Origin of the sequence: Nesterenkonia aurantiaca, from assembly GCF_004364585.1 — a bacterium.
Classification (GTDB): Bacteria; Actinomycetota; Actinomycetes; order Actinomycetales; family Micrococcaceae; genus Nesterenkonia; species Nesterenkonia aurantiaca.
Map to the genome: position 1 here is coordinate 173,852 of NZ_SOAN01000004.1, position 25,938 is coordinate 199,789.

Annotated in this window: 26 protein-coding genes; 6 read left to right on the top strand and 20 right to left on the bottom strand. The window is 68.5% G+C overall.

The window, feature by feature from the left end; translation table 11 throughout:
• The first annotated feature begins 60 nt into the window (after positions 1 to 60).
• Positions 61 to 969, top strand: coding sequence for an ADP-ribosylglycohydrolase family protein (locus EV640_RS06745; RefSeq protein ID WP_051501308.1), 909 nt, complete (start codon positions 61 to 63; stop codon positions 967 to 969).
• Here EV640_RS06745 and EV640_RS06750 read toward each other — a convergent pair.
• Genes EV640_RS06750 through clpS form a run of 7 tightly spaced genes read right to left on the bottom strand, consistent with a single transcriptional unit; the run spans position 953 to position 6,321 of the window.
• Entirely contained in the window at positions 953 to 2,083 is a 1,131-nt protein-coding gene (locus tag EV640_RS06750) for a 3'-5' exonuclease (protein ID WP_133726133.1), read from the bottom strand. The two genes, EV640_RS06745 and EV640_RS06750, sit on opposite strands and share 17 nt — an antisense overlap.
• Positions 2,080 to 2,718 carry an RdgB/HAM1 family non-canonical purine NTP pyrophosphatase gene (rdgB, locus tag EV640_RS06755; RefSeq protein WP_036476431.1) on the bottom strand — a complete coding sequence of 213 codons (639 nt, stop codon included), beginning with the start codon at positions 2,716 to 2,718 and terminating at the stop codon, positions 2,080 to 2,082. Before rdgB ends, EV640_RS06750 begins: the two co-directional genes overlap by 4 nt.
• Positions 2,715 to 3,449 (bottom strand): ribonuclease PH, encoded by a 735-nt coding sequence (gene rph / locus EV640_RS06760; protein ID WP_036476556.1) that lies wholly within the window; start codon positions 3,447 to 3,449, stop codon positions 2,715 to 2,717. Before rph ends, rdgB begins: the two co-directional genes overlap by 4 nt.
• A 2-nt stretch (positions 3,450 to 3,451) precedes the next feature.
• Positions 3,452 to 4,285 carry an MBL fold metallo-hydrolase gene (locus EV640_RS06765; protein ID WP_051501310.1) on the bottom strand — a complete coding sequence of 278 codons (834 nt, stop codon included), beginning with the start codon at positions 4,283 to 4,285 and terminating at the stop codon, positions 3,452 to 3,454.
• An 18-nt stretch (positions 4,286 to 4,303) separates the two neighbouring features.
• On the bottom strand, positions 4,304 to 5,206 hold the full coding sequence (murI, locus tag EV640_RS06770; RefSeq protein ID WP_133726134.1) for a glutamate racemase: 903 nt from the start codon (positions 5,204 to 5,206) through the stop codon (positions 4,304 to 4,306).
• Positions 5,203 to 6,006 carry a DUF2017 domain-containing protein gene (locus EV640_RS06775; RefSeq protein ID WP_133726135.1) on the bottom strand — a complete coding sequence of 268 codons (804 nt, stop codon included), beginning with the start codon at positions 6,004 to 6,006 and terminating at the stop codon, positions 5,203 to 5,205. The genes murI and EV640_RS06775 overlap by 4 nt, the downstream gene beginning before the upstream one ends.
• Positions 6,007 to 6,009: 3 nt before the next feature.
• A complete protein-coding gene (clpS, locus tag EV640_RS06780) occupies positions 6,010 to 6,321 on the bottom strand; it encodes an ATP-dependent Clp protease adapter ClpS (RefSeq protein ID WP_036476432.1) in 312 nt (103 codons plus the stop codon).
• 143 nt (positions 6,322 to 6,464) lie between these two features.
• Here clpS and EV640_RS06785 point away from each other — a divergent pair, with 143 nt between their 5' ends.
• A complete protein-coding gene (locus EV640_RS06785) occupies positions 6,465 to 7,724 on the top strand; it encodes a nicotinate phosphoribosyltransferase (protein ID WP_235181077.1) in 1,260 nt (419 codons plus the stop codon).
• Here EV640_RS06785 and EV640_RS06790 read toward each other — a convergent pair.
• Positions 7,717 to 8,352: a helix-turn-helix domain-containing protein gene (locus EV640_RS06790; RefSeq protein ID WP_084479659.1), complete on the bottom strand. Its 636-nt coding sequence runs from the start codon at positions 8,350 to 8,352 to the stop codon at positions 7,717 to 7,719. The two genes, EV640_RS06785 and EV640_RS06790, sit on opposite strands and share 8 nt — an antisense overlap.
• A 77-nt stretch (positions 8,353 to 8,429) precedes the next feature.
• Here EV640_RS06790 and EV640_RS06795 point away from each other — a divergent pair, with 77 nt between their 5' ends.
• Together EV640_RS06795 and EV640_RS06800 are read left to right on the top strand one after the other, a co-directional pair.
• A complete protein-coding gene (locus EV640_RS06795; protein WP_036476433.1) occupies positions 8,430 to 9,410 on the top strand; it encodes an NAD(P)/FAD-dependent oxidoreductase in 981 nt (326 codons plus the stop codon).
• 73 nt (positions 9,411 to 9,483) lie between these two features.
• Positions 9,484 to 10,128, top strand: a complete 645-nt coding sequence (locus EV640_RS06800) for an isochorismatase family protein (RefSeq protein ID WP_133726136.1) — start codon at positions 9,484 to 9,486, stop codon at positions 10,126 to 10,128.
• 58 nt (positions 10,129 to 10,186) lie between these two features.
• Here the strand turns inward: EV640_RS06800 and EV640_RS06805 are convergent, their stop codons facing one another.
• From EV640_RS06805 to EV640_RS13715, 6 genes are all read right to left on the bottom strand, one after another.
• Positions 10,187 to 11,974 carry a DEAD/DEAH box helicase gene (locus EV640_RS06805; RefSeq protein ID WP_036476434.1) on the bottom strand — a complete coding sequence of 596 codons (1,788 nt, stop codon included), beginning with the start codon at positions 11,972 to 11,974 and terminating at the stop codon, positions 10,187 to 10,189.
• A 23-nt stretch (positions 11,975 to 11,997) separates the two neighbouring features.
• Positions 11,998 to 12,330, bottom strand: a complete 333-nt coding sequence (locus EV640_RS06810; protein ID WP_036476566.1) for a DUF3039 domain-containing protein — start codon at positions 12,328 to 12,330, stop codon at positions 11,998 to 12,000.
• 110 nt (positions 12,331 to 12,440) lie between these two features.
• Complete coding sequence (locus EV640_RS06815; protein ID WP_133726137.1) at positions 12,441 to 14,021, bottom strand: transporter; 1,581 nt, start codon at positions 14,019 to 14,021, stop codon at positions 12,441 to 12,443.
• A complete protein-coding gene (locus EV640_RS06820) occupies positions 14,006 to 14,821 on the bottom strand; it encodes an ABC transporter ATP-binding protein (protein WP_051501312.1) in 816 nt (271 codons plus the stop codon). The genes EV640_RS06815 and EV640_RS06820 overlap by 16 nt, the downstream gene beginning before the upstream one ends.
• An 89-nt stretch (positions 14,822 to 14,910) precedes the next feature.
• Complete coding sequence (locus tag EV640_RS06825; RefSeq protein ID WP_036476438.1) at positions 14,911 to 15,900, bottom strand: co-chaperone YbbN; 990 nt, start codon at positions 15,898 to 15,900, stop codon at positions 14,911 to 14,913.
• Positions 15,901 to 15,966: 66 nt separating this feature from the next.
• Entirely contained in the window at positions 15,967 to 18,111 is a 2,145-nt protein-coding gene (locus EV640_RS13715) for a hypothetical protein (RefSeq protein WP_208292190.1), read from the bottom strand.
• A gap of 146 nt (positions 18,112 to 18,257) precedes the next feature.
• Here EV640_RS13715 and EV640_RS06835 point away from each other — a divergent pair, with 146 nt between their 5' ends.
• Positions 18,258 to 19,547, top strand: a complete 1,290-nt coding sequence (locus EV640_RS06835; RefSeq protein ID WP_243832252.1) for an AI-2E family transporter — start codon at positions 18,258 to 18,260, stop codon at positions 19,545 to 19,547.
• A 30-nt stretch (positions 19,548 to 19,577) separates the two neighbouring features.
• Here EV640_RS06835 and EV640_RS06840 read toward each other — a convergent pair whose 3' ends face one another.
• Positions 19,578 to 19,889: a hypothetical protein gene (locus EV640_RS06840; RefSeq protein WP_036476440.1), complete on the bottom strand. Its 312-nt coding sequence runs from the start codon at positions 19,887 to 19,889 to the stop codon at positions 19,578 to 19,580.
• Positions 19,890 to 19,993: 104 nt separating this feature from the next.
• On the opposite strand from EV640_RS06840, the gene nucS reads away from it, so the two are divergent.
• A complete protein-coding gene (nucS, locus tag EV640_RS06845) occupies positions 19,994 to 20,686 on the top strand; it encodes an endonuclease NucS (RefSeq protein WP_036476441.1) in 693 nt (230 codons plus the stop codon).
• 3 nt (positions 20,687 to 20,689) lie between these two features.
• On the opposite strand, the gene EV640_RS06850 is transcribed toward nucS, so the two are convergent.
• The 5 genes from EV640_RS06850 to atpA all read right to left on the bottom strand — a co-directional run bounded on the left by EV640_RS06850 (position 20,690) and on the right by atpA (position 25,925).
• Entirely contained in the window at positions 20,690 to 21,355 is a 666-nt protein-coding gene (locus EV640_RS06850) for a dihydrofolate reductase family protein (RefSeq protein WP_084479649.1), read from the bottom strand.
• A 191-nt stretch (positions 21,356 to 21,546) separates the two neighbouring features.
• Positions 21,547 to 21,813, bottom strand: coding sequence for a F0F1 ATP synthase subunit epsilon (locus EV640_RS06855; protein ID WP_036476443.1), 267 nt, complete (start codon positions 21,811 to 21,813; stop codon positions 21,547 to 21,549).
• Between the two features lie 2 nt (positions 21,814 to 21,815).
• The gene (gene atpD, locus EV640_RS06860) at positions 21,816 to 23,276 is read right to left on the bottom strand and encodes a F0F1 ATP synthase subunit beta (protein ID WP_036476444.1); all 1,461 of its coding nucleotides are present in this window, start codon (positions 23,274 to 23,276) and stop codon (positions 21,816 to 21,818) included.
• Positions 23,277 to 23,345: 69 nt separating this feature from the next.
• Positions 23,346 to 24,239: a F0F1 ATP synthase subunit gamma gene (locus tag EV640_RS06865; RefSeq protein WP_036476446.1), complete on the bottom strand. Its 894-nt coding sequence runs from the start codon at positions 24,237 to 24,239 to the stop codon at positions 23,346 to 23,348.
• A gap of 57 nt (positions 24,240 to 24,296) precedes the next feature.
• Positions 24,297 to 25,925: a F0F1 ATP synthase subunit alpha gene (atpA, locus tag EV640_RS06870; RefSeq protein WP_036476448.1), complete on the bottom strand. Its 1,629-nt coding sequence runs from the start codon at positions 25,923 to 25,925 to the stop codon at positions 24,297 to 24,299.
• Positions 25,926 to 25,938: the final 13 nt, after the last annotated feature.

Consider the following 25,938-nt stretch of genomic DNA (forward strand, 5'->3'; position numbering starts at 1 on the left):
ACGGTATCGGCTGGCACGGACATGGCCCCGCACCACCCCGCAGGAGACTATTCTGAACGGGTGGAGACTGCCGAGAGACTGATCAGCCGCTTGCGCCCGGTGCTGGCCGCCGCCGTGGAGCCCCAGGCTCCGCAGCCACCTGGTGAGCCGATCGTGCTGCACGCCGAGGTGCTGCACCAGATGTGCACCGCCGATGGCCTGATGGAGCTGCTGGACTGGTCTCGCCAGGGACTCGGCGCGGATCCGCTCGCCTGCATGTGGCTCGGGTCGCTGCGCTGGTACCGGCTCATCACCGGGTCCTACCCGGAGCATGCGCCGCAGCCGCCGGCGCGCCCGCTGGATCAGGCGCTGACGCAGCTGAGCCGGCAGGGCGGGTTCACGGCGCGGACCGGCTCCGGCATGACGAGCCTGCGCGGACTCAGCCAGGGACAGATGGCCTATCCGAGCGCTCCGGCGCAACCGGAGTCCACCGATTCCGCCGTGCTGCTGCGCGCGGTGCCGATCGGCCTGGTGCCCTATATCGATGCGCCGATGCGACGGAGCTGGGTGCGCCAGGCCATCGCGCTCACGCACGGGCATCCCGAGCTGACACAGAGGGCCGAGGAGCTCGCTGATCTCGTGCACCGTCTGGCCGGCGGTCCCCCCGCAAAGGTGCTCCCCGAAGCCGCGGCGCAGCAGCAGGCGGCGCTCACCGCAGGCCTGGACGACGACGTCGCCGCCATCTTGGACCGCCAGCTCCGCGCCGCGGCCGGAGCGGGACCCGCGGCAGCCTCCGCTTCGGCAGCAGCCGCCGCTCCGGCAACCACCCGCGCAACAGCCTCAGCCCAGTTCAGCGCGTCATCCTCCGGTGACACCCCGAACTCCGGTGCCCGGCTCGGCGGCTCGGAGTCGACCGGGGAGCTGCGCACGATCTATGACGTGATCGAGGAGCTGGCCCAGAATTGGGAAGAGGTCACCCGGGCGCGTTGAGCCGCAGAGTCGGCTCCTGCGCCTCGGGATCGGTGCCGGCCTCGGGCTTGGGATCCGCCACGGCCTCGGCCGCAGCGCTGAGCGGCCAGTGCGAGCCGAGCATCGCGCGGAACTCCTCCTCGGCGATCAGCCGCAGCCGCTGACCGTCTCGCTGCCGGCGCAGCGCCTCGCGCGCCTTGCTGCTGCGCAGCGGAAAGGACTGCTCCGGCTCGCGGAGCTCCCAGGCTTCGAAGCCGTCGCCGACCACCAGCAGCGTGGTGCCGGCGGTGACCCGGGAGGCGGTGGCCGCGCCCAGCGCGGCCACCAGCTCCTTGGCCTCGGCACGCGGGATCGCGAGGTTGCCGGTGAAGGTCAGCTGCTGGGCGAACAGCGGGTGGGCCGGGTCTGCCACCGAGGACGGCGGCAGGTTCTTGCCCTCGTCCTGCCAGCGCATCAGATCCGGCATATGCCGTGGCTGCGGGGCGGGCAGGCGAGCGTCGAAGAGGTGCGCCATGCCGCGCACCTGTCGGGTCGCCCGGGACTCCCGCGCCCTGGGGCCCTGCCAGGATTCCATGGTGCGCGCCGCGATCCCGCTCTCCTGGAAGAGCCGGTGGGTGGTCCCGACGTTGCGCCGGGCCGCGATGTCGCAGACCACCGCCGCCGAGGCCCGTGCGTCGTCGAGCGCGTAGTGGTGCTGGGTGAGCTGGTAGCCGGCCTCGGCGGCCGCCTTCGGCAGCGCATGGGAGGCGAGCTGGTAGTTCGCACGGGAGAGCCGCACTGAGCACAGACAGCTCAGGCCTGGGGAATCGAGCCCGCTGACCTCCAGTGCGGCTTCGAAGACCTCGATGTCGAAGCCGGCGTTGTGCGCGACCAGCACGTCCTCTCCGATGAAGCCCTGGATCTCGCCGAAGAGTTCTCCGAAGCGCGGCGACTGGGCCACCGCGTCTGCGGTGATCCCGTGGATCGCGACGTTATGCGGGTCGAATCGGTCGAAGCCCTCCGGGGGACGCATCGCGGAGTAGTAGCTCTCGACCTCCGCTCCATCGCGGACCCTCACCAGTCCGATGGCGCAGGGAGACCCGCGGAATCCGTTGGCGGTCTCGAAGTCCACGGCCGTGAAGTTCAGGCCCTTCACCGGGTCAGCGCCTCCACGATGTGACCGCGCAGCGAGGCGAAGGCCTTGCCCCGGTGTGAGATCGCATTCTTCTCTGCCATGGAGAGCTCGGCAGTGCTGCGGGTCTCCCCCACGGGCTGCAGGATCGGGTCATAGCCGAAGCCGCCCCGGCCCTGCGGCTCGCGCAGCAGCCTGCCCTGGAGGCGCCCGGTGGTGGTGAACTCGCTCGCCGGTGCGCCCTGAGCGTCGGGGATCACCAGGGAGGCCACGCAGACGAAGGCCGCGCCGCGGTGGGCCGGAGCGATGTCTGCGAGCTGTTCCAGCAGCAGCGCCAGATTCGCCTCGTCGGAGGCTTGGGCGCCGGCCCAGCGGGCAGAGAAGATTCCGGGGGCTCCGCCGAGGACGTCCACAGCGAGCCCGGAATCATCGGCCACGGCGGGCAGCCCGGTCTCGGCTGCCACTGCGCGCGCCTTCAGCAGTGAGTTCTCCTCGAAGGTCAGACCAGTCTCCGGGACCTCGGCGCAGCCGGCGGTGGCCGCATCGATGACCGCGGTCTCCAGATCGAGCTCGCTCAGCTGAGGACTTGATCCGAGCAGGGCGCGGAATTCGCGGAGCTTTCCCGGATTTCTGGTGGCCAGCACGATCCTGGGCGTCACGGGGCCAGCGCCTCCCGCTGCAGCTGGGCCAGCCGGTCGGTCCCTCCCAGGGCGAGGTCGAGCAGCCGGTCCAGCTCTGTGCGGTTGAACGGGGTTCCCTCGGCGGTGCCCTGGATCTCCACGAATTCCCCGGAACCGGTGACCACGACGTTCATATCGGTGCCCGCGGTGGAGTCCTCCGTGTAGGGCAGGTCGAGCACGGCCTGGCCTCCGGGGAGCACCCCGACCGAGATCGCTGCCACGGAGTCCTTGAGCACGGCCGCGCGCTTGGACACGTGGCCCTGTTCGCGCGCCCATTCCACCGCGTCGGCCAGCGCCACGTAGGCCCCGGTGATCGCGGCGGTGCGGGTGCCGCCGTCGGCCTGCAGCACGTCGCAGTCCAGGGTGATCATGTTCTCGCCCAGCGCCTTGGTGTCCACGACCGCGCGCAGTGATCGGCCGATCAGCCGGGAGATCTCGTGGGTGCGCCCGCCGATCTTTCCCTTCACGGATTCACGTCCGGAGCGGGTGTTGGTGGCGCGGGGCAGCATCGCGTATTCGGCGGTGACCCAGCCTTCGCCCCGGCCCTTGAGCCAGCGCGGCACGTTGGACTCGAAGGAGGCGGTGCACAGCACTCGGGTGCCGCCGAACTCGATCAGCGCCGAGCCTTCGGCGTGGGCGTTCCAGTTCCGGGTGATGGTGACCGGGCGCAGCTCATCGGCTGCGCGTCCGTCGGTCCGCAGGGTGGTGATAGTCACTGCTCGCTCTCTCCGTGGTGGTGGGTCGTGGCGGCACCGATCTCGTAGGTGACGCCGGCGACGGCGACCGCGAGGTCGCCGCCGTATTGTTCTCGTGCCTTGGCCAGCAGCACCCTCTGGGAGGTCCAGACCGGGATGTGGGTCAGCAGCAGCCGCCCCACCCCCGCGGCTCGGGCCGTGGCTCCGGCGCGGTGACCGTTCAGGTGCACCCCGTCGATATGGTCATCGCGGCCGTCCTCGAAGGCGGCCTCGCAGAGGAAGACGTCGGCACCTTGGGCGGCTTCGACGAGTCCCTCGCAGGCGTCGGTGTCTCCGGAGTAGGTCAGCGTGTGCGCGCGGGCATCGGCCGAGGCTTCGGCGGCGATGTCGATCCGCAGCGCGTAGGCCTCCTCGATCGGGTGACGCACCGGGACCGGGGTGATGGTGAAGGGCCCGATGGTCTCGGCCTGCCGGGGCTGCCAGGTCCTGAAGTCGAAGTCCGGGTGCATCCCCGGGTTGGGGTCCATCCCGTAGGCGCTGGCGATCCGCTGGTCGGTCGTGGAGGGACCGTAGACGGGCACGTGCTTGCCCGGCCAGCCCCCGGGACGCCAGCGGATGGCCACATGGAGTCCGCACAGGTCCATGTAGTGGTCCGGGTGCAGGTGGGAGAGGCAGACCGCGTCGATGTCCTCCAGCGCCAGGTGCTGCTGCAGCTTCCCCAGCGCGCCATTGCCCAGATCCACCACGACGCGCCAGGTCCGGCCCTGATACCGGGCGGTCAGCAGATAGCACGAGGCCGGGGACTCCGGGCCGGGGAAGGATCCGCTGCACCCGATGATGGTGAGTTTCATATGGTGCCGGGCTCCCCTTCAGTCATCCTGCGCTCCGGACAGCATAGCGGGAGAGATGCGTCGGATCACGCCGGTGGGATAGGTCTCACGCACATGAGCCACCTGACGCACCGTGAGCACCTCGGGGCCGAGGAAGCGCCGCGCCAGCAGCGCGAACGCCTCGGCGTCGCCGGTGGAGAGGAAGGTGTGGCCCGCTGGCTCGAAGACTCCCCGGGCAGAGGCGACCGGCGGGCGCTGGAGGTCCCCTCGGGTGAGCGCACGGTAGAGGTCCTTGGCGGTCTCCTCGGCGGAGGACACCAGGGTGACCTGCTCCCCCATGACGAAGGAGATCACGCCGGTCAGCAGCGGGTAGTGCGTGCAGCCCAGCACCAGTGTGTCGACCCCGGCGGCCTGCAGCGGCGCCAGGTACTCCCGTGCGGCATCGAGCAGCTCCTCTCCGGTGGTGACGCCGCGTTCGACGAACTCCACGAAGCGCGGGGCGGCCGCGCTGGTGATCTGCAGCGCCGGGGCGGCGGCGAAGGTGTCCTCGTAGGCTCCGGAGCCTACGGTAGCGGCGGTGCCGATGACCCCGATGCGCCCATTGCGAGTGGCCGAGACTGCGCGCCGCACCGCGGGCTGGATGACTTCGATCACCGGGATCCCGTGACGATCGGTATAGCGTTCCCGGGCATCGCGCAGCACTGCGGCCGAGGCGGAGTTGCACGCGATGACCAGGGCCTTGACCCCGGAGTCGACGAGCTCGTCCATGACCCCCAGCGCGTGGGCTCGGACCCGCGCGATCGGCAGCGGGCCGTAGGGACCGTGGGCGGTGTCACCGAGGTAGGTGATCAGCTCCCCGGGCAGCTGGTCCAGCACGGCCCGGGCCACGGTCAGTCCACCGACCCCGGAGTCGAAGATGCCCACCGGAGCCGAGGCGTTCATCGAGACGATGTTCCCGCACCGCCGCTCGCACCCGGGTCTGAATCACCGGTTTCTGGGTCGCCGGTTTCTGGGTCGCCGGTTTCTGGGTCGCCAGCTTCTGGGTCACCGGCTTCTGGGTCACCGGGCGCTGGATCCCCGGCCGCTGGACCGCTGGGTTCTGGATCACCGGCATCCGCCGCGTCGTCGGCCGTTCCTTGCTCCGGGAGGAACTCGGTCATCGCGCTGAACAGGGTCTCCTGGAGCCAGGTGATGAAGGTGTAGATCTCCGCCATGAAGGAATCGGTGTCCTTGGCGCTGGGGCCGACGGCGAGGTTGTGCACCCGCTCGGCGTCCTCGGCGCTGTGCAGCCGCAGTCGGCTGGCCAGGGTCAGCCGCAGATCGTTGAGCGCTCGTCCGAAGATCGGCGCGACGTCCTCGTCCATAGTGACCGGCGTGGACTCGAGCAGCATCCGCGCGGTGCGCAGATCCGCGATCTTGGCGCTGCGCAGCGAATTCTCGCTGAGCCGACGGAACTGTCCAGCCTGCTCCGGATCGCTGGAGGCATCCGGCAGCAGCCGGCGCAGCACCTCGTCCTCCGGCGGTGCCAGGGGCTCCTCGCCGCCCAGCCCTGCGAGCTCGGCCCGGAAATGGGCGAAGGCGGGGTCCTCGGCGCCGGACGGGGTCGGGTCGTCCTGCTGCAGGTCCTCGCGGCTCTCCAGGAGCGCGATGACATCGGCGCACAGCGAACTGAGCAGGCGCCGTTCGTGCTGTTCCAGGTCGGCGCGGTATCCCGTGGTGGTGGCGCGGAAAGCTGTCGCCACGGGTTACTCCGCCTCTTCCAGGGTCGCCTGCAGGCCGTACTGGTGCATGGCGGTGACGTCGCGCTCGGCCTTCTCCCGCGGGCCGTGGGAGACCACGGCGCGGCCTTCCTGGTGCACCTGCATCATCAGTTTCTCCGCGCGTGCCTTGGAGTGACCGAAGTAGCTGCGGAAGACCCAGCTGACATAGGTCATCAGGTTGACCGGGTCATTCCAGACGACCACCTGGTAGGGGCGCGCGGCCGAGAGGAGCTGGGAGAACTCGGAATCGAGGTCAGTCTCCTCACGGCTGAGCGTGGATCCTTCGGCTGAACTCATGCTCGGTATTCTACGCTGGGGCTGTGACACCTCAATCTGCCTCCGCCCAGCCCCACGCTGCGCGCGCCACCGAGTCCGCCTCCGCCGTTCCCGCGCCTGCCGTCCCGGTCACCGCGCTGCTCACCGATCAGTATGAGCTGACCATGGTCCAGGCCGCCCTGGCCTCCGGGGCCGCCGGACGGCGCTGCGTCTTCGAGGTCTTCACCCGGCATCTTCCCGCAGGTCGACGCTACGGGGTGGTGGCTGGCACCGGACGGATGCTCGAGGGCCTCGCCGCGTTCCGCTTCGGCGGGGCCGAGATCGACTGGCTGCGCGGCCGGGGCATCGTGGATGAGCCGACGCTGGAGTTCCTCGCGGACTACCGATTCTCCGGAGACATCCACGGCTACGCCGAGGGAGAGGTCTTCCTGCCCGACTCCCCGGTGCTGCGCGTCGAGGCCAGCTTCGCCGAGGCCTGCCTGCTGGAGACCTACGTGCTCTCGGTGCTCAACCACGACTCGGCCATCGCCTCCGCCGCCTCGCGGATGACCGTGGCCGCCGGGGACCGGCCGTGTGTGGAGATGGGGTCACGACGCACCCAGGAATTCAGCGCCGTGGCCGCGGCCCGGGCGGCCGCCGTCGCCGGCTTCACTGCCACCTCGAACCTCGAAGCGGGGCGCCGCTGGGGCCTGCCTACCCTGGGCACCGCCGCCCATGCCTTCACTCTGCTCCACGACTCCGAGGAGGAGGCCTTCGAGGCTCAGGTCGCGGCCTTCGGCCCGGGCACCACCCTGTTGGTGGACACGTATGACGTGGAGACTGCGGTGCGCCGCGCGGCAGCGATCGCCGGGCCCGAGCTGGGCGCGGTCCGGCTGGACTCCGGGGACCTGGTGGAGCAGGCCGGCGAGGTCCGGGCGCTGCTGGATTCGCTGGGCAACACCGGCACCAGGATCATCGTCTCCTCGGACCTCGACGAGCACGCCATCGCCCGGCTGCAGTCGGCCCCGGTGGACTCCTACGGGGTGGGTACGAAGCTGGTCACCGGCAGCGGCTCCCCCACCGCCGCGATGGTCTACAAGCTGGTGGCGCGCACCGACGACGACGGCCAGAGCATCCCCGTGGCGAAGAACGCCCCGGGCAAGTCCAGCCTCGGTGGGGTCAAGCATCCGCTGCGCAGCCTGGACGAGTCCGGTCGGGCGACTGCGGAGCTGATCGGGGTCGGCGCCGCGCCACAGACCCACGGCCAGCGCACCCGTGAGCTGATGGTGCCGCTGGTCCGACGCGGTGAGATCGCTGCGGAGCACACCGGCGAGTCGGGCGTGGCCCAAGCACGGCGCCGCCATGCGGCGTCGCTCGCCGAGCTGCCTCCGGCGGCGAAGCGGCTGCAGGACGGCGACCCGGTGCTGCCCACGATCTTCAGCTGAGCTTCTCGCTGAGCTCGGTCGGCTCAGCACCCGCCTGGTCAGCGGTGTGCTCAGCGTTCTCATCAGCGACCTGGTGGTCTATGTGGTCCTCGGTATGGCTGTTCACGGCGGCGTCGTTGAGGATGCAGATCACCTCGGCGTCCTCCGGGCCGACCGCGCTGAGTCCGTGGGGGCGCAGCGTGTCGAACTCCGCGGCCTCCCCCGCCTGCAGCAGGATCTCCTGCTCGCCCAGCTGCAGCCGGAGCCTGCCGGAGAGCACATAGAGCCACTCATATCCGTCGTGGCTGCGCAGCGCGGTGATCGGCGGGCGCGGCACGTAGCGGATCTTGTAGGTGTGCACCGGCGAGCTCTCCGGGGACAGCGGCTGCACGAGCATCCCGTTGCGCTCCCAGGCGTCGCGCTGCACGCGCGGGTCCGGACTCGAGGAGACGAGCAGCTCGTCCACTGTGATGCCCAGGCAGCGCGTGATCGGCAGCAGCAGCTCCAGGCTGGCCTGGCGCTTGCCGGATTCCAACCGCGACAGCGTGCTGGGTGAGATGCCGGCGCTGCGGGCCAGTCGGTCCAAGGTCCATCCGCGGGTGGTGCGCGCTGATCTCAGTCGCAGGCCCAGCTGGGCAAGTTCCTCCATATCGAGCATTCTCACCACTTCTTGCCATTTCAGCAAGATCTCTTTCACGCCTCGCCCGAGCGGCGCATGCTGGAGCCATGAACAGCACAGCAGAAGCAGAACTCTTCGACGCCATCATCATCGGCGGCGGCGCCGCGGGACTCAGCGCCGCCCAGTCGCTGGGCCGGGCGCTGCGCAGGACCCTGATCCTGGACGCCGGCGAACCCCGCAACCGCTTCGCCGACCAGATGCACAACATCCTGGGACACGACGGCGCCTCCCCCGACCAGCTGGTCGCCGCTGGCAGAAAGGAGGCGCAGCGCTACGGGGTCGAGCACCTGACTGCGGGGGTGCACCGGGTCAGCGAGTCCACCCGCACCGACTCCACCGAGAAGACCGGACCCCGCGAGCTTGTCGTGACCCTGGACTCCGGGGTGCAGCTCTTCACCCGCACGGTCATCGCCGCCTCGGGGCTGACCGACGAGCTGCCGCCCATCCCGGGACTGGCCGAGCGCTGGGGCAAGAGCGTGCTGCACTGTCCCTACTGCCATGGCTGGGAGGTCCGCGGACAGCGTCTGGCGGTGCTGGCCACCAGTCCGATGCAGCTGCACCAGGCGCAGCTGCTGCGCCAGTGGAGCGATCGGCTGACCTACTTCCATGCCGGCGCCGGCGAGCTGACTGCCGAGACGGCTGCGCGGCTGCGCTCACGCGGCGTCGTCCTCGAACCGGCCCCGGTCAAGGAGGTCCTCGGCGATGGCACACGCGTGACCGGCGTCGTCCTGGAGGACTCCCGGACACTGGAGGTGGACGCGATCTTCACCGGAGGCAGCCTCATCCCGCGCGACGCCTACCTGCGTGGGCTTGGGCTGGAACGCGAGGACACCATGGTGGGCAGCTTCTTGAAGATCGACGCGATGGGGCAGACCTCTCATGACCGGATCTGGGCGGCCGGAAACCTCGCCTCACCCATGGCGACGGTCCCGCTGTCCATGGGGATGGGAAGCTTCGCCGGCGCGGCGGCCAACGGGGCGCTGGTCGCCGAGGAGTTCGACCTCGCCGAGGCCGGGCGGAACCAGTAACGTGGTGGGTGTGCGGTCGCGGGATCCTCGCGCCGCACACCCGTACCAGGAGAGTTCCGACCAGGAGGACGTAGTGGCCCAGGCGCTGATCATTGTCGATGTGCAGCAGGACTTCTGCGAAGGTGGGGCGCTGGCGGTGGCCGGCGGCGCGCAGGTCGCCAGTGAGATCAGTGAGTTCCTCGAGGACAGCTACGCCGAGTTCGACGCGATCCTCACCACCCAGGACTGGCACATCGATCCAGGCCCGCATTTCTCCGCCACCCCGGACTTCCAGCAGAGCTGGCCCGAGCACTGCGTCGCCGGCACCCCGGGTGCGGAGCTGCATCAGAATCTCGACACCGAACACGTGGACGCCCGGTTCCTCAAGGGCCTCTACTCCGACGGCTACTCCGGGTTCGAGGGCCTCGAGGGCGATCCCGAGAAGGTCGGCACCCTGGAGGGAGAGAACGGCACCAAGGTCGGGCCCGCCGCGGCCATCACCGAGGGCGCCGCGGACCTCCACACCTGGCTCCGCGCCCAAGACATCGACTCCGTGACCATCGTCGGGATCGCCACCGATCACTGCGTGCGGGCCACCGTGCTGGACGCGGTGGAGAACGACTACCAGGTCCGGGTGATCCGTGAGCTCACGGTGGGCGTGGGCGAGGAGTCGGTCGATGAGGCCTACGCAGAGTTCGACGCCGCCGAAGTCGAGATCGTCAGCCTAGAGGACCTCTGAGCCGGGACCACTGAGCCGGACCTCTGAGCCGGGAGCTCTGAGTCCACCGGCCGCGGCGTCACCTGCGCCCGACGAACCACATCTGGATCTTCTTCAGCCGCTCCTCAAGCTGAGTCTGGGTGGCCTGACCCACCGCAGGCCCGCCGCAGGCATCGCGGAGCTTGGTATGGATGCTGCCCTGATGCATCCCGGTCTTCGCGGCATAGGCCGAGACCGATTTGTTCAGCGTGGCCCGCAGGGTCTTGAGCTGCCGGTGGTCCACCACCGGCTCCGCCGGCGTTGCAGTCGCCGGCTTGCGGCGCAGCTGGTCCGCCTGATGCTGACGCAGCAGCGTGGAGACCTGCTCGGGCTCCAACAGGCCGGGGATGCCCAGGAAGTCGAGCTCCTCCTCGGATCCCATCGCGCCGCCGAGGCCGAACTCCGCGCCGTCGAAGAGCACCTTGTCGAAGGACGCGTTGGAATGCAGCGCCGCGAACTCGCCACGCTCCAGCTGGTCCGAGCCACGCTCCTCCTTATTGGCGGCATCGAGCAGCTCATCATCGAGGCCCTCCTCGGAGTCCTCGGCCGCGGTCCGCGGAACCTCCAGGGCGTGGTCGCGCTCCTGCTCCATCTCATTGGCCAGCGTGGTGAGCACCGGCACCGAGGGCAGGAAGACCGAGGCCACCTCGGCCTTCTTGCGCAGCCGCACGAAGCGCCCGACCGCCTGGGCGAAGAACAGCGGGGTCGAGGTGGAAGTCGCGTAGACGCCCACGCAGAGCCGCGGCACGTCGACCCCCTCCGAGACCATCCTGACCGCGACCATCCACATCTTCGAGGGGTCTGAAGAGAACTTCTCGATCTGGTTCGAGGCACCCTTGTCATCGGAGAGCACCACCGTGGTCTTCTGCCCGGTGAGCTCATCGAGCTGCGCGGCATAGGCGCGCGCGGTCTCGTGGTCGGTCGCGATGACCAGGCCCCCGGCGTCGTCGATCTTGTCGCGGACCTTGAGCAGACGCTGATGCGCAGCCCGCAGCACCGAGGGGATCCACTCGCCCTCGGGGTTCAGGGCGGTGCGCCAGGCATGGTTGGTGATGTCCTTGGTCGCGGCGGCCCCGAGCTGGGCCTCCATCTCCTCCCCGGCCGAGGTCCGCCAGCGCATGTTCCCGGAATAGGCCATGAAGACCACCGGGCGCACCACTCGGTCCTTCAGCGCCGGACCGTAGTTATAGGCGTAGTCCGCCTTGGAGCGGCGCACCCCGGCGCCGTCCTCCACGTACTCCACGAAGGGGATCGGGGAGGTGTCGGAGCGGAACGGAGTCCCGGTCAGCGCCAGGCGCCGCACCGCCGGGTCGAAGGCCTCACGCACGCCGTCGCCCCAGGACAGGGCGTCACCGGCATGGTGGATCTCGTCGAAGATCACCAGTGTGCGTCCGGCCTCGGTCTTGTTCCGATGCAGCGCCGGCTTGTTCGCGACCTGCGAGTAGGTCACGACGACGCCCATGTACTGGCGACCGTGGCGACCGTCGGAGTTCTTGAAGTTCGGATCCAGGGCCAGGCCCACGCGCCCGGCGGCGTCGGCCCACTGCCGCTTCAGGTGCTCTGTGGGCGCGACCACGTAGATCCGATTGACCTCACCGGATTCCACCAGCAGCTTCGCCACGCGCAGCGCGAAGGTGGTCTTGCCGGCGCCCGGGGTGGCGACGGCGAGGAAGTCCTTGGGCCGCTTCTGGATGTAGAGGTCCAGGGCCTCCTGCTGCCATTGGCGCAGCGTTCCCGCGGTGCCGTGCGCGGCGCGGTGCGGATAGACCGGCGGCAGGGATTTGCCGACATCGGTGCCGACGTCGAAAAGGGTCTCAGACTGCTCCACTGTGTGCTTGGCTCAGCGCAGGTTCAGCTGCGGCCGAAGCCGAAGAAGCCGCGCTTGCCGCCGGAGTCCCCGCCGGACTCGCCGTCCCCGTCGCCGCCGCCCATCATCTCTTCGTAGATCTCTTTGCACTCGGGGCATACGGGGAACTTCTTGGGATCGCGCGAGGGGATCCAGACCTTGCCGCACAGCGCCACGACGGCGCCGCCTTCCAGGGCGGACTCCATGATGCGGTTCTTGTTCACGTAGTGGGCGAAACGCTCGTGATCACCGGGCTCGGAGAGCTGCTCCTGGTGAACGCGTTCGATGGTGGCGGCTCCGCCTGGGGCCGGTGCGGCGGCCGGATCAGCAGTATGCATGCCGAACCGGGCGGAGGCGGGCTGGAGTCCGTTGTCGTTGACCATCATGGAGCCTAGTCTAGCGAGCCTGGGCCGACACATCATCCCCGCGCGACGCCAGTAGGCCCCGCTCAGTACTGGCTCACCGCTTGGAACAGCTCCGGCTGGCTGCGCTCATAGACCCGCGCGCCGAGACGCACCCCGATCCAGACCAGCGCCAGCCCCTTGAGCACCGCGCCGATCCCCAGCAGCCACCCCCACAGGGAGGCGTCGCTGAGAAGCCAGACGATGACCAAGATCACCTCGGGCAGCATCAGGATCAGGGTCGCGACCAGCATGCCAAGTTGGACGATCATCAGGCGTCCGGTGGAGCCGGAGGGCTGGCTCAGCGGCCCGTCCCCGGGCCTGGGGACGGGATAGGTGAAGCGTGCGGAGACCAGACAGGAGAATCCGGCGGTGCTCAGCAGCAGGCCCAGGCTCACGCCCACCAGCGCGAGCGTGGTGACCGGTTCGGTGAACATCAGGGCCGGAATCAGGGAGGCGAGCACCGTGGCCGGCAGCCCGAAGCTCAGCAGCCCGATCAGCCGACCCGCCCGGTCCGCCGTGCCGGAGACGCCGCTGGTGATGTGCAGCGCGAACGCCGAATGGTCATAGGAGATGTCGGCGGAGATCGCGAAACCGAGCATCCAGCCCACGACCGGACCCAGTGCGAGCAGGATCCACGGCTGGCCGAGCTGGGAGTACATGACGATGGCCAGCACCACGAAGGCCGGAATCACCACCAGGGTGCCGCCGTAGCGACTGTCCTTGAGCCAGTAGGTGCTGGCGCGTGCCGCCACCGCACCCCAGGGCGTGGCGGGGAAACGGGCGAAGAGCCCGAGTCCCTTCGCGTCCTTGGGCCCCGCCGAGCCGTGCACGGCCGGACGTTCGGTGATCTTCAACAGCGCGGCCCGGATGACGAGGACCGCGAGGCCCACCGTGGCAGCCAGGATCCCCACTCGCAGCGCGAAGGCGCCCCAGTGACCTGCCGCCGCGTCGGCAGGCAGGGCTGCTCCTGCCCCCAGTGGGGTCAGTGTGAGGAAGTCCACCACGCTCGGCACCGCGTCGCTGAGCGAGCTGAACGCGCTCTGCAGCCCGACCATGATCGGGTAGATCATCACCATCAGGCTCAGGGCGAGGATCGCCAGGAAGTCTCGGGAGCGTCGACCGCTGAGCCAGGCGCTGATCGAGGTGGTCACCGCCTGAGAGACCAGGCTGAAGGTGATCAGCAGCAACGGCAGCGTGAGCAGCGCCGTCGCCGTGGCCGCAGGATCCCAGCGCCAGTGCAGCACCTGCCCGATCAGCCAGACCAGCGTGAGCACCGCCCCGATAGAGACCAACCCGGTCAGCGCGAGACCCAGGATCAGGCCGCGGCGGGGGATGCCGTAGGTGATGAACTGCCGCGGGTTCATCGCCGCGTCCGCCCCCGAGATGAACACCGGAATGATCAGCCAGAGCAGGAAGACCGCCGAACCCATCAGCACGCTGGAGGTGCGGATGAACTGGGAATCGATGACCTCGGCGCCGCCCGCCATGACCTGCGCTGAGAACACCATCCCCACGATGCCCAGACCATAGAGTCCGGCGAAGACCGTGCCGAGGATGTGCCAGCCTGACTGGTTGAAGGCGTTGAAGGTCAGGTCCTTCTTGAGCCGGATCAGAGTTGCAACCATGCGAGCTCCTGATCGCCAGCTTCAAGTCCGACCAGATCCACGAAGCGTGACTCCAGATCCGATCCGCCGCGGACCTCGTCCAAAGTGCCGGAGGCCAGCAGCCGGCCCTCGGCGATGATCCCGACGTGGGAGCACATTCGCTGGACCAGATCCATCACATGGCTGGAGAGGATCACCGTGCCGCCGGAGGCGACGTAGGACTCCAGCAGGCCACGGATGGTGCGCGCGGACACCGGGTCCACGGCTTCGAAAGGCTCATCGAGCACCAGAAGCTCCGGGGCGTGGACCATTGCGGAGGCCAGCGCGATCTTCTTGGTCATCCCGGCGGAGTAGTCCTGGACCAGCTTCCCCCGGGCATCTTCGAGACCGAGCACCCGAAGCAGGTCCTCGGTCCGGGAGGCCACGGTGTCGCGGTCCATGCCGCGCAGCAGACCCGCGTAGGTCACCAGCTGTGCTCCGGTGAGCTTGTTGAAGAGCATGACGCCGTCGGCGAGCACGCCCATGGTCTGTTTGGCCTCGCGGGGCTGGGCCCAGACATCAATGCCTCCGACTTCGGCGGTGCCGGCGTCGGGACGCATCAGACCGGTGGCCATGGACAGCGTGGTGGTCTTGCCCGCCCCGTTGGGTCCGACGAAGCCATAGAAGGAGCCGCGCGGCACATCGAGGTCGAGGTGGTCCACCGCGGGGGTCTGCCCGAATCTCTTGGCCAGACCGCGCAGCCGCAGCGCCGGGACCCTCAGGTCAGGCGGGGTCGGGGCAGGAGGAGTCAGGGCAGCAGGGCTCTCACTGGCTGGTTGCATGCCTCGAGCCTACCGACCCCAGGTCAGCTCCACCTCAGCCCTGAGAAGGACATGGCGTGAGGCATCCGGGCTGCGCCGGATGCAGGGCTCTAGAAGAGCGCTCGCGCCAGCTGCTTGCGCGAGGCGGAGACCCGGGGATCGGTGTCGCCCGTGATGGAGTACAGCTCGACCAGGTGGGCGCGCGCGGTCTCCCGATCGTCACCGAAGTGGGTCTGGATGAATCGGACCAGTCGTGAGAAGCCGTCCTCCACATGGCCGCCCAGCACGTCGAGGTCGGCGACGGCGATCTGTGCGTCGATGTCGTCGGGGTTCTCCGCCGCTGCCTGCCGGGCTGCGGCGAGATCGGCTCCGGTGGTGCGCTGCAGCAGCTTCACCTGGGCCAGGCCGATCTTGGCGTCCTCGTCGTCGGGCTTCTCCTTGATGGCCTGCTGGTAGGCCGTCGCGGCCGCGGCGTAGTCGCTGTTCTCCAGGGCGTCGAGCGCCGCCTGGTGCAAGGGCGGCAGCTCAGGCTCAGCGGGAGGCTCCTGGCCCTCCACGACTCGGGTGGACTGTGCCGGCAGCTTCTGCGTCATCCCGTTCTGCGTCGCCATCTGCACCATCTGCGTCACGAGCTGGGCGAGCTGATCGGCGGGCACCGAGGCGTCGAACTCCCCGACCGGACGTCCGCCGATGAAGGCGGTGGCCACCGGGACCTGATCGGCGCTCTGGGCCAGCTCTGGGTGCGCCGCGGAGTCGATCTCCGCCAGCAGGAGGCGACCCTGCTGGGCGTCGACGAGATCCTCCAGGGTGGTCTTCATCGTCGCTGATGCAGCGTCGGCACCGTGGATGAGCACGATCACCGGGGCCTGCCCGGAGAGCTCCACCACTTGCTGAAGCTGCTGCGGCTGCACCTGGATCGCCCAGCTGTTGGGCGCTGCTGACGGGCCTGCCGTGGCCTGGGCCTGAGCGGTCGGACTCTGGCCCGCTGGTCCAGCGGGTGTGGGCGCAGCGGGTGCGCCCTGGGAGGCGAGACCGGAGAGGTCCACCGCTCCCCTGGCGTCGACCCGTCGGGACTGGGGCTCCTGGGCGGAATCTGTCACTGCAGCGCTCCTTGCACGTCGGCGTCGATCAGGCTGGTCCGGCGGACCGATCTCCAGATGCGGAGATCAGTCCAGTACGTTGACCTCGTTCACAATATCGTGGACTCCGAGCACGTCGACCCGCTCGCCCTCCTCGGCCGGGATGTGCAGGATCATCGACTCACGGTTGACGATGTCCACGTCCTCGGTGGTGGAGTCGGTCCCCGCCAGCTCGGCGGTGACTCCGCTGAGATTGATCGAGGCATCTTCCTCCGGGCGCAGCTGCGTGGTGGAGTCGAAGCTTCCCACGGCGATGACCGAACCATCCGGCAGCCGCAGCGCGGTGCTTCCCTCGCCGATGAAAGGCCGGGTGTAGGAGATGCTGAGGTCCTCGGCGCTCTCGTTGAGCTCTTCCTGGTACGCCTGCAGGTCCTCGATATAGGCGTTCTCCTCCACGCTCATGCCGAAGTAGTACTCGCGGTTGTTCATGAACACGGCGACGCGCTCCATGGCATGGTTCGCGGCGAACCGGGCCACCTCGTCATCGGGGTCCACCGGCTCCACGCCGCCGTCTTCGGCGGAGATGGCCGGGAACGCTGTGCCCGGGACCATCAGCACTGCCTGGGTGAGCGCATAGTTCTCTCGGGGCGATTCCTGTTCGATGACAAGCACCTGTGGGATCTCAGCCTCGGCCTCCTGGGTGATGACCACGGCCTGGCGGGGAAACTCGGTGCTGGAGGTCACGGCGGCGCTGAGGATCTCGGTGCCGATCGCGTCGGGGGTGACCTGCTCGTCCATCTCATGGTTGCGGTAGGTCAGCTCCCGGACCTGTGCGGCGTTCCCGGACACGCGGGGGGCGAGCATCTCGGCGTCGAACTCGGCGTCCGCGGCGGCCGCCTGCTCCGCGATGTCCTCCACGATCCCCTGCAGCTGGGACTCCAGGAGCACCGAGTATCCGGCGTCCTCGCCGTCCTCGGCCTCCACCTCTTCGGCTTCGACCTCTTCGGTCTGCGCAGAGTCGTCCTCGGCGGGGTCCTCTGCGGGGTTCTCCGCGTCGGCCACCAGCACTGCCGGGCTCAGGGCCAGCGCGAACGCCGCGGCGGTCGCCACCGAGCGGCTGCGCCAGGTGCGGCCCTCTTCAGTGCCGTCCTCGGTGCTGTTCTCGGTCCCGTTCTCGGGCTCCTCGGCCTCAGCCGTCTCGGCGTCCACCGGGGCGATGATGCCGGTGGCCTCGGGATCCTCTGGGGTTCCGGCCTCCCGAGCGTCCGCTCCGGCCGCAGTCGGGTCTTCCTCGCGGAGCGCGTCGGGATCGTAGGTGCTCTCGGTGGCGGAGATCGAGCCAAGGGTTCCGGTCAGCTCTTCCTCGGCAGGATCGACATGCTGCGGATCGTCACGATCGGGGCGCTTGGGGTGTCCTTCGGTCTGATTCATCTCGTCCTCGGTGGTGGCGGTGACGACGGCGGTGTCCGTAGCACTCGCGCCGGCGGCGGAGGTCTCCGTGGCACTCACGGCGGTGGCGGAGGCACCGGGCGCGCCGACGGGGGTGGCAGAGGCACCGGGCGCGCCGACGGGGGTGGCAGAGGCACCGGGCGCGCCGACGGGGGTGGTGGAATCGCGGCGTCGGGCGGCCAGTGCTCGATAGAGCAGGAAGATGCCCACCAGGATCACCAGTGCGCCGAGCACGATCAGCGTCGTGCCGAGCAGGCTCTCCTCCTCCTCCTCCGGAAGCTCGACCGTGACCGCGCTGGGCGCGGGCTCCTCGCCGTCGCGGAAGATCAGCAGGCTCCACTCGCCGGTGTCATCGGGGGCGCTCCAGCGGTAGCGCAGATCACCCTGGGTGGTCTCCGTGGCGGCCCAGAGATCAGAGCCGCTCGGATCCGGCACCGTGGTCTCACCCTCGGTGAACTCCGTCTCGATGGTGGCAGGAGCGTCCTCTTCACCCTGACGCACCGCGCCGATGGTCACATGGGCCGCGTCACCCACCCAGGCTTCGATGTCCTGGGTGCGCGCCAGGGCGATGGTGTACTCGCCCTCGGCATTGATGGTGAACTCTTCGCGCTCGGCCTCCGGGTCGATCAGGTCGTCGCTGATCACGGTCAGCGGGGCGTCCTGAACCTCCTCGCTCTGCGCGGTGGGGACCTCATCGGAGGCCCAGACGGTGAGCAGCCCCACCCCGATGCCTGCCATGAGCAGACCCAGGATGAAAGCGATGATGGAAGCGGGGAAACGCACGGGTGAGAGGTCCTTGATCGAGGGAGACGAGGGTTCAACCCCCTAGGATACCGAACGTAACAATAAGATCACAGTCTGAGCGTCGGCTGGAAGGTTTCCCGCCGAGGGATGGTGTCCGGCGACGGGGGCGTGGCTAAGCTGACCCCGTGACAGAGTCCGAGCCGAATCCTCATCAGCGGGAGTCCCAGGTCCCGCCGGGCAGCGACGAGCAGACTGGCCCCGCTGCTCCGCGCCGTCGACGCTTCGCCCGCGTCCCCGCTGGACGAGGTCTGCGGGCCGTGCAGAACAGCGTCCGGACGATGCGTTCGGCCCGCGCGGCCAGGTCCTCGGGAACCCCGCCCGAATTCGATGAGTACGGTCTGCCTCCGGTCTCCGCCGGGGACCCGCAGACGGCCGCAACCTCCACCTCACGCCCGATCTACACCGGATTCATGCTCGCCCTCGGCGTCGGCCTGGCGCTGATGGTGTTCTTCGTGGCTCAGGCCAATACGCAGCTGCTGGTGTGGATCACCGCCTCGCTGTTCATCGCCATTGGCCTTGATCCGGTGGTGCGCAGCCTGGAACGGGCCTGTCTGCCGCGGCCCGCGGGCGTGGCGGTCACGATCACCGGGTTCCTCGCCGTCGTCGCCACCTTCATCGCGGCCCTGGCCCCGATGGTCACCGAGCAGACCGCCACCTTCGTGCGTTCACTGCCGGTGCTGGTCGAGAACATCTCCAGCTCGCAGTGGTTCCAGAGCATCGAAGATGAGTTCCAGATCCAGCAGATCATCGACACCGAGGTCAACCGGTTCATCTCTGACCCGATGAACATCACCAATGCTCTCGGCGGGCTGTTCGGCGTCGGGACCGCGATCCTGACCACCGGTCTGGGCACACTGGTGGTGTTCGTCCTTGCGATCTATTTCCTGGCCTCCTTGCCGGTGATGACCGCCTGGGCCTATCGGTTGGCGCCGCGGTCCAAGCGCGACCGGGTCCAGCACCTCGGGGACCGGATCCTGGACGGGGTCGGCCACTACGTGATCGGCCAGGCCGGGGTGGCGCTGCTCAACGGGATCGTCGCGTTCATCGCGATCAGCATCGCCGGTGTGCCGTTCGGCGTGCTCTTCGCGGTGGTCGCCGGGGTGCTGGCCTTCATCCCCCTGGTCGGCCCGGTCACCGGCGGCACCCTGGTCACACTGGTCGCGCTCACGGTGGACTGGCAGACCGCGGCGACGTTCGCCGGCATCTATTTCGTGTACCTGCAGGTGGAGGCGTACTTCGTCTCCCCGCGCATCATGGCGCGTGCCGTGCGGATCCCCGCCGCCGTCGTCGTGATCTCGGTGATCGCCGGCGGCACGCTGCTCGGCGTGCTCGGCGCCCTGATGGCCATCCCGACCGCGGCCGCCGTGATGCTGCTGACCCGAGAGGTGCTCATCCGCCGGCAGGACGCGCGCTAGCCCGCGTCGGGCTTCCTGGCAGGCCTGGCGTCAGCCGATCCGCCAGCAGTGACTGTGCCAGTGGCGCCGCTCGGCGGCGGCGTGTTCATCGCCGAAGATCGAATCCGCACGCCAGGCCACTACGTGGGCGGTGCCGGCGGGCACCGGGAGCTGGCATCCCGGGCAGGTGTAGCTCTTCTGCGCAGCGGAGGCGGAGATATGGCGCACGTGGTACTCCCCGTCCCGGCGGCGCACCGTCCCCGTGGAGAATGCTCCGTGACCGAAGACCCCGGTGGACAGCGGCCGGTGCTCGCGCTGCCATTTCGACGCGCGCCTTCCGGGTCCCTTCGCAGACTTGGCCATGGGTCCCATTGTTCCAGGTGATCGGGACTCCTCCCGCACCACCGCGACCGCTCCTTGCGCTGCACGTGCGGCCGGAGTGCGATGACCGGGTAGGATCAGGCACCGTGCGATTGGTAATTGCGACCTGCTCAGTGTCATATTCCGGACGGCTCAACGCCCACCTGGCCCAGGCCACGCGCCTGCTCATGGTCAAGGCCGACGGCGGCGTGCTCATCCATTCCGACGGCGGCTCCTATAAGCCGCTGAACTGGATGTCCCCGCCGGCCACGATGCGGGTCACCGAGCCCGACGCGCAGCAGCGCGAAGCCGGGATCACCGAGGTCTGGACGGTCTCGGCGACCAAGAGCGATGACACGCTGCGCATCCTGATCAGCGAGGTCCACGAGGACGTCTCCCACGACCTCGGCGTGGACCCAGGTCTGGTCAAGGACGGCGTGGAGTCCGACCTGCAGAGGCTGCTCGCCGAGCAGATCGAGCTCCTGGGCGCCGGGCACCGACTGATCCGCCGGGAGCATCCGACGCCGATCGGCCCGGTGGACCTGCTCGCCCGCGGGCCGCAGGGCAGTGTGGCCGTGGAGCTCAAGCGTCGCGGTGACATCGACGGCGTCGAGCAGCTCACCCGCTACCTGGAGCTGCTCAACCGCGATCCGCTGCTGGCTCCGGTGCAGGGGGTCTTCGCCGCCCAGCAGATCAAGCCGCAGGCTCGCACACTGGCCGAGGATCGCGGCATCCGCTGCCTGGTGCTGGACTACGACGCGATGCGCGGGGTCGACGACGCCGATTCGCGACTCTTCTAGCCGCTAACCGGCGCGTTTTCCGTCGCCGCTTTCGGTGCCGCTCTCGGTGCCGCTTTCGGTGCCGCTTCCGCTGCCGCTCTCGAGCGGGCTTCCGGCGACGCCTGCGGCGCGAAACGTCGCGAGCGTGACCCCTCCGGGCAGCGACTCGAGACCTGCGGGGTGGAAGGTGTGTGCCATGGCCTCTGCTCTGAACAGCGGGATGCCGGCGCCGAGCACCAGCGGGTTGATCTTCAGCTGAACCTCGTCGATCTCGCCGAGGAGCTGCCCCGCGAGCTCAGCTCCCCCGCAGAGCCAGATGTCCCTGCCGGGTTCGGCCTTGAGCTCGCGCACCTGGGAGGCCAGATCCCCGTGGATCACCTCGACGCCCGGCGCCTGCGCCGGCGCGCGATGCGCTGCCAGGATCTGACGAAGGTGCGGATACGCACCACCGACCAGCCCGGCATCCACCGCGGGCTGATAGGTGCGTCGGCCCATCAGGACCGTGTCGAAGCGGCGAGGCTCCGCCGTGACACCCAGAGCCTCCCGTGCGTGCACCGGGCAGGTCTCGGGATAGAGCTCGAAGAGCGCCTCCAAGGTTTGTGGATCCAGCGGGAAGCTGGAGAAGTCCCCCGCCGGGTCCGCGATGAAGCCGTCGATGCTGGTGGCGATGTAGTAGACGAGCTCACGCATGACATGCTCCCGAGGCTGCGGACGTTCTAGGCGGTGTGACAGGGGTGGTTCGGGCCAATCTATCGCAGCCCGATCGGCTCAGGCCCGGCGTGGACGCTGGACCCGCGGCCCACAGACAGGCGGGCCCCCGGTCTCCGTGAGGAGTCCGGGGGCCCGCCTGGTGATGCGGTTGGATCAGTCGGTGGGAAGACTCAGCTCTCGTCGAGCTCGGCCTTGTCCGCCACGATGGTCACCTGATCGGAGTCCACGGAGAAGAATCCTCCACTGACCCGAGCCCGCACCGGAGCGCCCTCGACGGGGTTGATGACCAGGTCACCTTCGGCCAGCAGCGAGAGCACCGGGGTGTGACCCGGCAGGATGCCGATGTCACCCTCCACGGTGCGCCCGCGCACCGACTTCGCGGCACCGGACCAGACGGCGTGGTCGCTGGCGACCACCTGGACGTCGAGTTCGGCCATGCTCAGCCCCGCTTCTTGATCTCGGCGTAGAGACGCTCGACATCATCGAGGCCGCCGACGTTGTAGAACGCCTGCTCCGGGATGTGGTCGAGATCGCCGTTGGCGATGGCGTTGAAGCCCTCGATGGTGTCCTTGATCGCAACAGTGGAGCCGTCCACACCGGTGAACTGCTTGGCGGTGTAGGTGTTCTGCGACAGGAACTGCTCGATGCGGCGGGCACGGGAGACGACGATCTTGTCCTCTTCGCCGAGCTCGTCGATGCCCAGGATCGCGATGATGTCCTGCAGCTCCTTGTTCTTCTGCAGGATCTGCTTCACCCGAGTCGCGGTGTCATAGTGCTCCTGACCCACGTACTGCGGGTCCAGGATGCGCGAGGTCGAGCTCAGCGGGTCCACAGCCGGGTACAGACCACGCGAGGCGATCGCACGGGAGAGCTCCGTGGTCGCATCCAGGTGGGCGAACACGTTCGCCGGCGCCGGGTCGGTGTAGTCATCGGCGGGTACGTAGACGGCCTGCATCGAGGTGATCGAGTGGCCGCGGGTCGAGGTGATGCGCTCCTGGAGCACACCCATCTCGTCCGCGAGGTTCGGCTGGTAGCCCACTGCCGAGGGCATGCGCCCGAGCAGCGTGGAGACCTCGGAGCCGGCCTGGGAGAAGCGGAAGATGTTGTCGATGAAGAGCAGCACATCCTGGTTCTGCACATCGCGGAAGTACTCCGCCATGGTCAGGGCGCTCAGTGCCACACGCAGACGCGTGCCTGGCGGCTCATCCATCTGACCGAACACCAGTGCGGTGTCCTTCAGCACGTTGGCCTCTTCCATCTCCACCCAGAGGTCGTTGCCCTCACGGGTGCGCTCACCGACACCGGCGAACACCGAGGTGCCGCCGAAGTTGCGGGCCACACGGGTGATCATCTCCTGGATCAGCACGGTCTTGCCGACACCGGCACCACCGAAGAGACCGATCTTGCCACCCTGGATGTAGGGAGTCAGCAGGTCGATCACCTTGATGCCGGTCTCCAGCATCTCGGTGGAACCCTCGAGCGCGGCGAAGTTCGGGGCCGGGCGGTGGATCGGCCAGCGATCGGTCACCTCGAGCTCCGAGATCGGCATGTCCAGGGTCTCGCCCAGGACGTTGAAGATGTGTCCCTTCACGGACTCACCCACTGGCACCGAGATCGCGGATCCGGTGTCGTGCACGGGGGTGCCGCGCACCAGGCCGTCGGTGGCCTGCAGCGAGATCGCGCGAATGAGGTTGTCACCCAGGTGCGCGGCGACCTCGAAGGTGATCTTGCGGGTCACGCCGCCGAGGGTGACCTCGGAGTTGAGCGCGTTGTACATCGATGGGATGGAGTCGGCGGGGAACTCAATGTCCACGACCGGACCGATCACCCGGGCGATGCGACCAGTCGCACCCGGCTGACCGGCTCCTCCGGAGCTCTGCTCTGCAGTGGTGGCAGTCATCTCTCTCACTTCACTTGATCTTGGATGATGTCAAAACGTCTGTTGTTGGCCTGCGGGAGTACCCGTGGGCTAGCTCGCGGCCAGAGCGTCGGCACCCGCGATGAGCTCGCTGAGCTCCTGGGTGATCTCGGCCTGGCGAGCGTTGTTGCGCAACAGGGTGTACTTCTTGATGAGGTCGTCCGCATTGTCGGCAGCGGACTTCATCGCCCGCTGGCGAGCTGCGAGCTCCGATGCCGAGGCCTCCAGCATCGCCGCGAAGATCTTGGACTCGATGTACCGCGGGAGCAGCGCATCGAGGACCTCTTCGGCGGCGGGCTCGAAGTCGTACAGCGGGGTGGGCTCGTGCTTGGCGTCCGCATCCTGCTCCACGAAGGCCAGCGGCAACAGACGTCGCACCACCGGCTCCTGCTTCACCATGGACTGGAACTCGGTGTAGACGAGGTACAGCTCGTCCACGCCACCCTCCTCGGTGGGCTGCAGGAAGCGATCGACCAGTGTGCGGCCGATCTCCTGAGCACGGTCCACCTCGGGGGCGTCGGTGTTTCCGGTCCATACCTGGTCATACTCCCGCTCACGGAAGTCGTAGAACGCCTGCGCCTTGCGTCCATAGAGGTAGGGGCGGATCTCCTTGCCGTCCTCCCGAAGGCGCTTGGTCAGGGCTTCGCCCCGCTTGAGCACATTCGTGGAGTAGGCGCCGGCGAGTCCGCGGTCGCTGGTGAGGATCAGCACTGCCGCGCGGGTGGGGTTCTCCACCTTTGTGGTCAGCACATGATCGATGTCGTTCTGCGAGGCCACGGCGGAGACCGCACGTGTGATGGCATCTGCGTATGGCGAGGCTGCCCGCGCACGGCTGCGTGCTTTGCCGATGCGAGACGTCGCGATCAGCTCCATCGCCTTGAAGATCTTCTTCATCGACGAGGTCGATGCGATCTTCTGGCGGTAGACGCGAATCTGGGCTCCCATGCTTGTCCTTCCCTGATGTCGTCCAGCAAGTGATTCTGCTCAGCGGGGGTGAAAACCTCAGCTGCGGGCGGGAATCTCTTCCTGGCTGATCTCGTCGGCGGACATCGCGTCGGTCTGCTCGTTGCCCACGATGGACGAAGCACCCTCGGCGTGGAATTCCTTCTTGAACGCGACCATGGCGTCCTTGAGCGCGCTGACGGTGTCGTCCTCCAGCTTGCCGGAGGCGGCGATGTTGGTCAGCACGTTGGTCTTGCGACGCAGGTAGTCCAGCCAGTCCGTCTCGAAGCGCTTGATGTCAGCGGTCTCGACATCGTCCAGGTGACCCTGGGCGCCGGTCCAGATCGATGCGACCTGGTCCTCGATCGGGTACGGCGTGTACTGCGCCTGCTTGAGCAGCTCGGTCTGTCGCTCGCCGCGCACCAGCTGCTGGCGGGTGGCGGGGTCCAGGTCCGAGGCGAACATCGCGAAGGCCTGCATGTCGCGGTACTGCGCCAGGTCCAGCTTCAGCGTGCCCGAGACCTTCTTCATGGCCTTGAGCTGCGCGGCACCACCGACGCGGGACACCGAGATGCCCACGTCGACTGCCGGACGCTGGTTGGCGTTGAACAGGTCCGACTGCAGGAAGATCTGACCGTCGGTGATCGAGATGACGTTGGTCGGGATGTAGGCCGAGACGTCGTTGGCCTTGGTCTCCACCAGCGGCAGTCCGGTCATCGAACCGGCGCCGAGCTCGTCGGAGAGCTTGGCACAACGCTCGAGCAGACGGGAGTGCAGGTAGAACACGTCGCCGGGGTAGGCTTCGCGGCCCGGTGGGCGACGCAGCAGCAACGAGACCGCGCGGTAGGCCTCAGCCTGCTTGGAGAGGTCATCAAAGACGATCAGCACGTGCTTGCCGCCGTACATCCAGTGCTGGCCGATGGCCGAGCCGGCGAACGGCGCCAGGTACTTATAACCGGCGGGGTCTGAGGCCGGGGACGCCACGATGGTGGTGTACTCCAGCGCGCCGCGCTCCTCCAGGGTCTGCCGCACGGCAGCGATGGTGGAGGCCTTCTGGCCCACAGCGACGTAGACACAGCGGACCTGCTTGGCGACATCGCCGGATTCCCAGTTCGCCTTCTGGTTCAGGATGGCGTCGATGGCGATCGCGGTCTTGCCGGTCTGGCGGTCACCGATGATCAGCTGACGCTGGCCGCGGCCGATCGGGATCATGGCGTCGATGGCCTTGATGCCGGTCTGCAGCGGCTCGTGCACGGATTTGCGCTGCACCACCGAGGGAGCCTGAAGCTCCATCGGACGGCGACCCTCCGGGGTGATGTCGCCCTTGTCGTCGATGGGCGTGCCCAGCGGGTCGACCACGCGACCCAGGAACTCGTCACCGACCGGGACCGAGAGGACCTCGCCGGTGCGGGTGACCTCCTGGCCCTCCTCGATGCCGGAGAACTCGCCGAGGATCACGACGCCGATCTCTCGGGTGTCGAGGTTCTGGGCCAGGCCCAGAGTGCCGTCTTCGAAGCGAAGAAGTTCGTTTGCCATGGTCGAGGGAAGTCCCTCGACACGAGCGATGCCGTCAGCCGCGGAGATCACGCGTCCGACCTCGACGCGCTCTGCGCTGCCGGGATCGTAGGATGCGGCGAAATCGTTCAAGGCGTTGCGGACGTCGTCGGCGTTGATGGTCAAGTCGGCCATCTGCAGTCCCTGC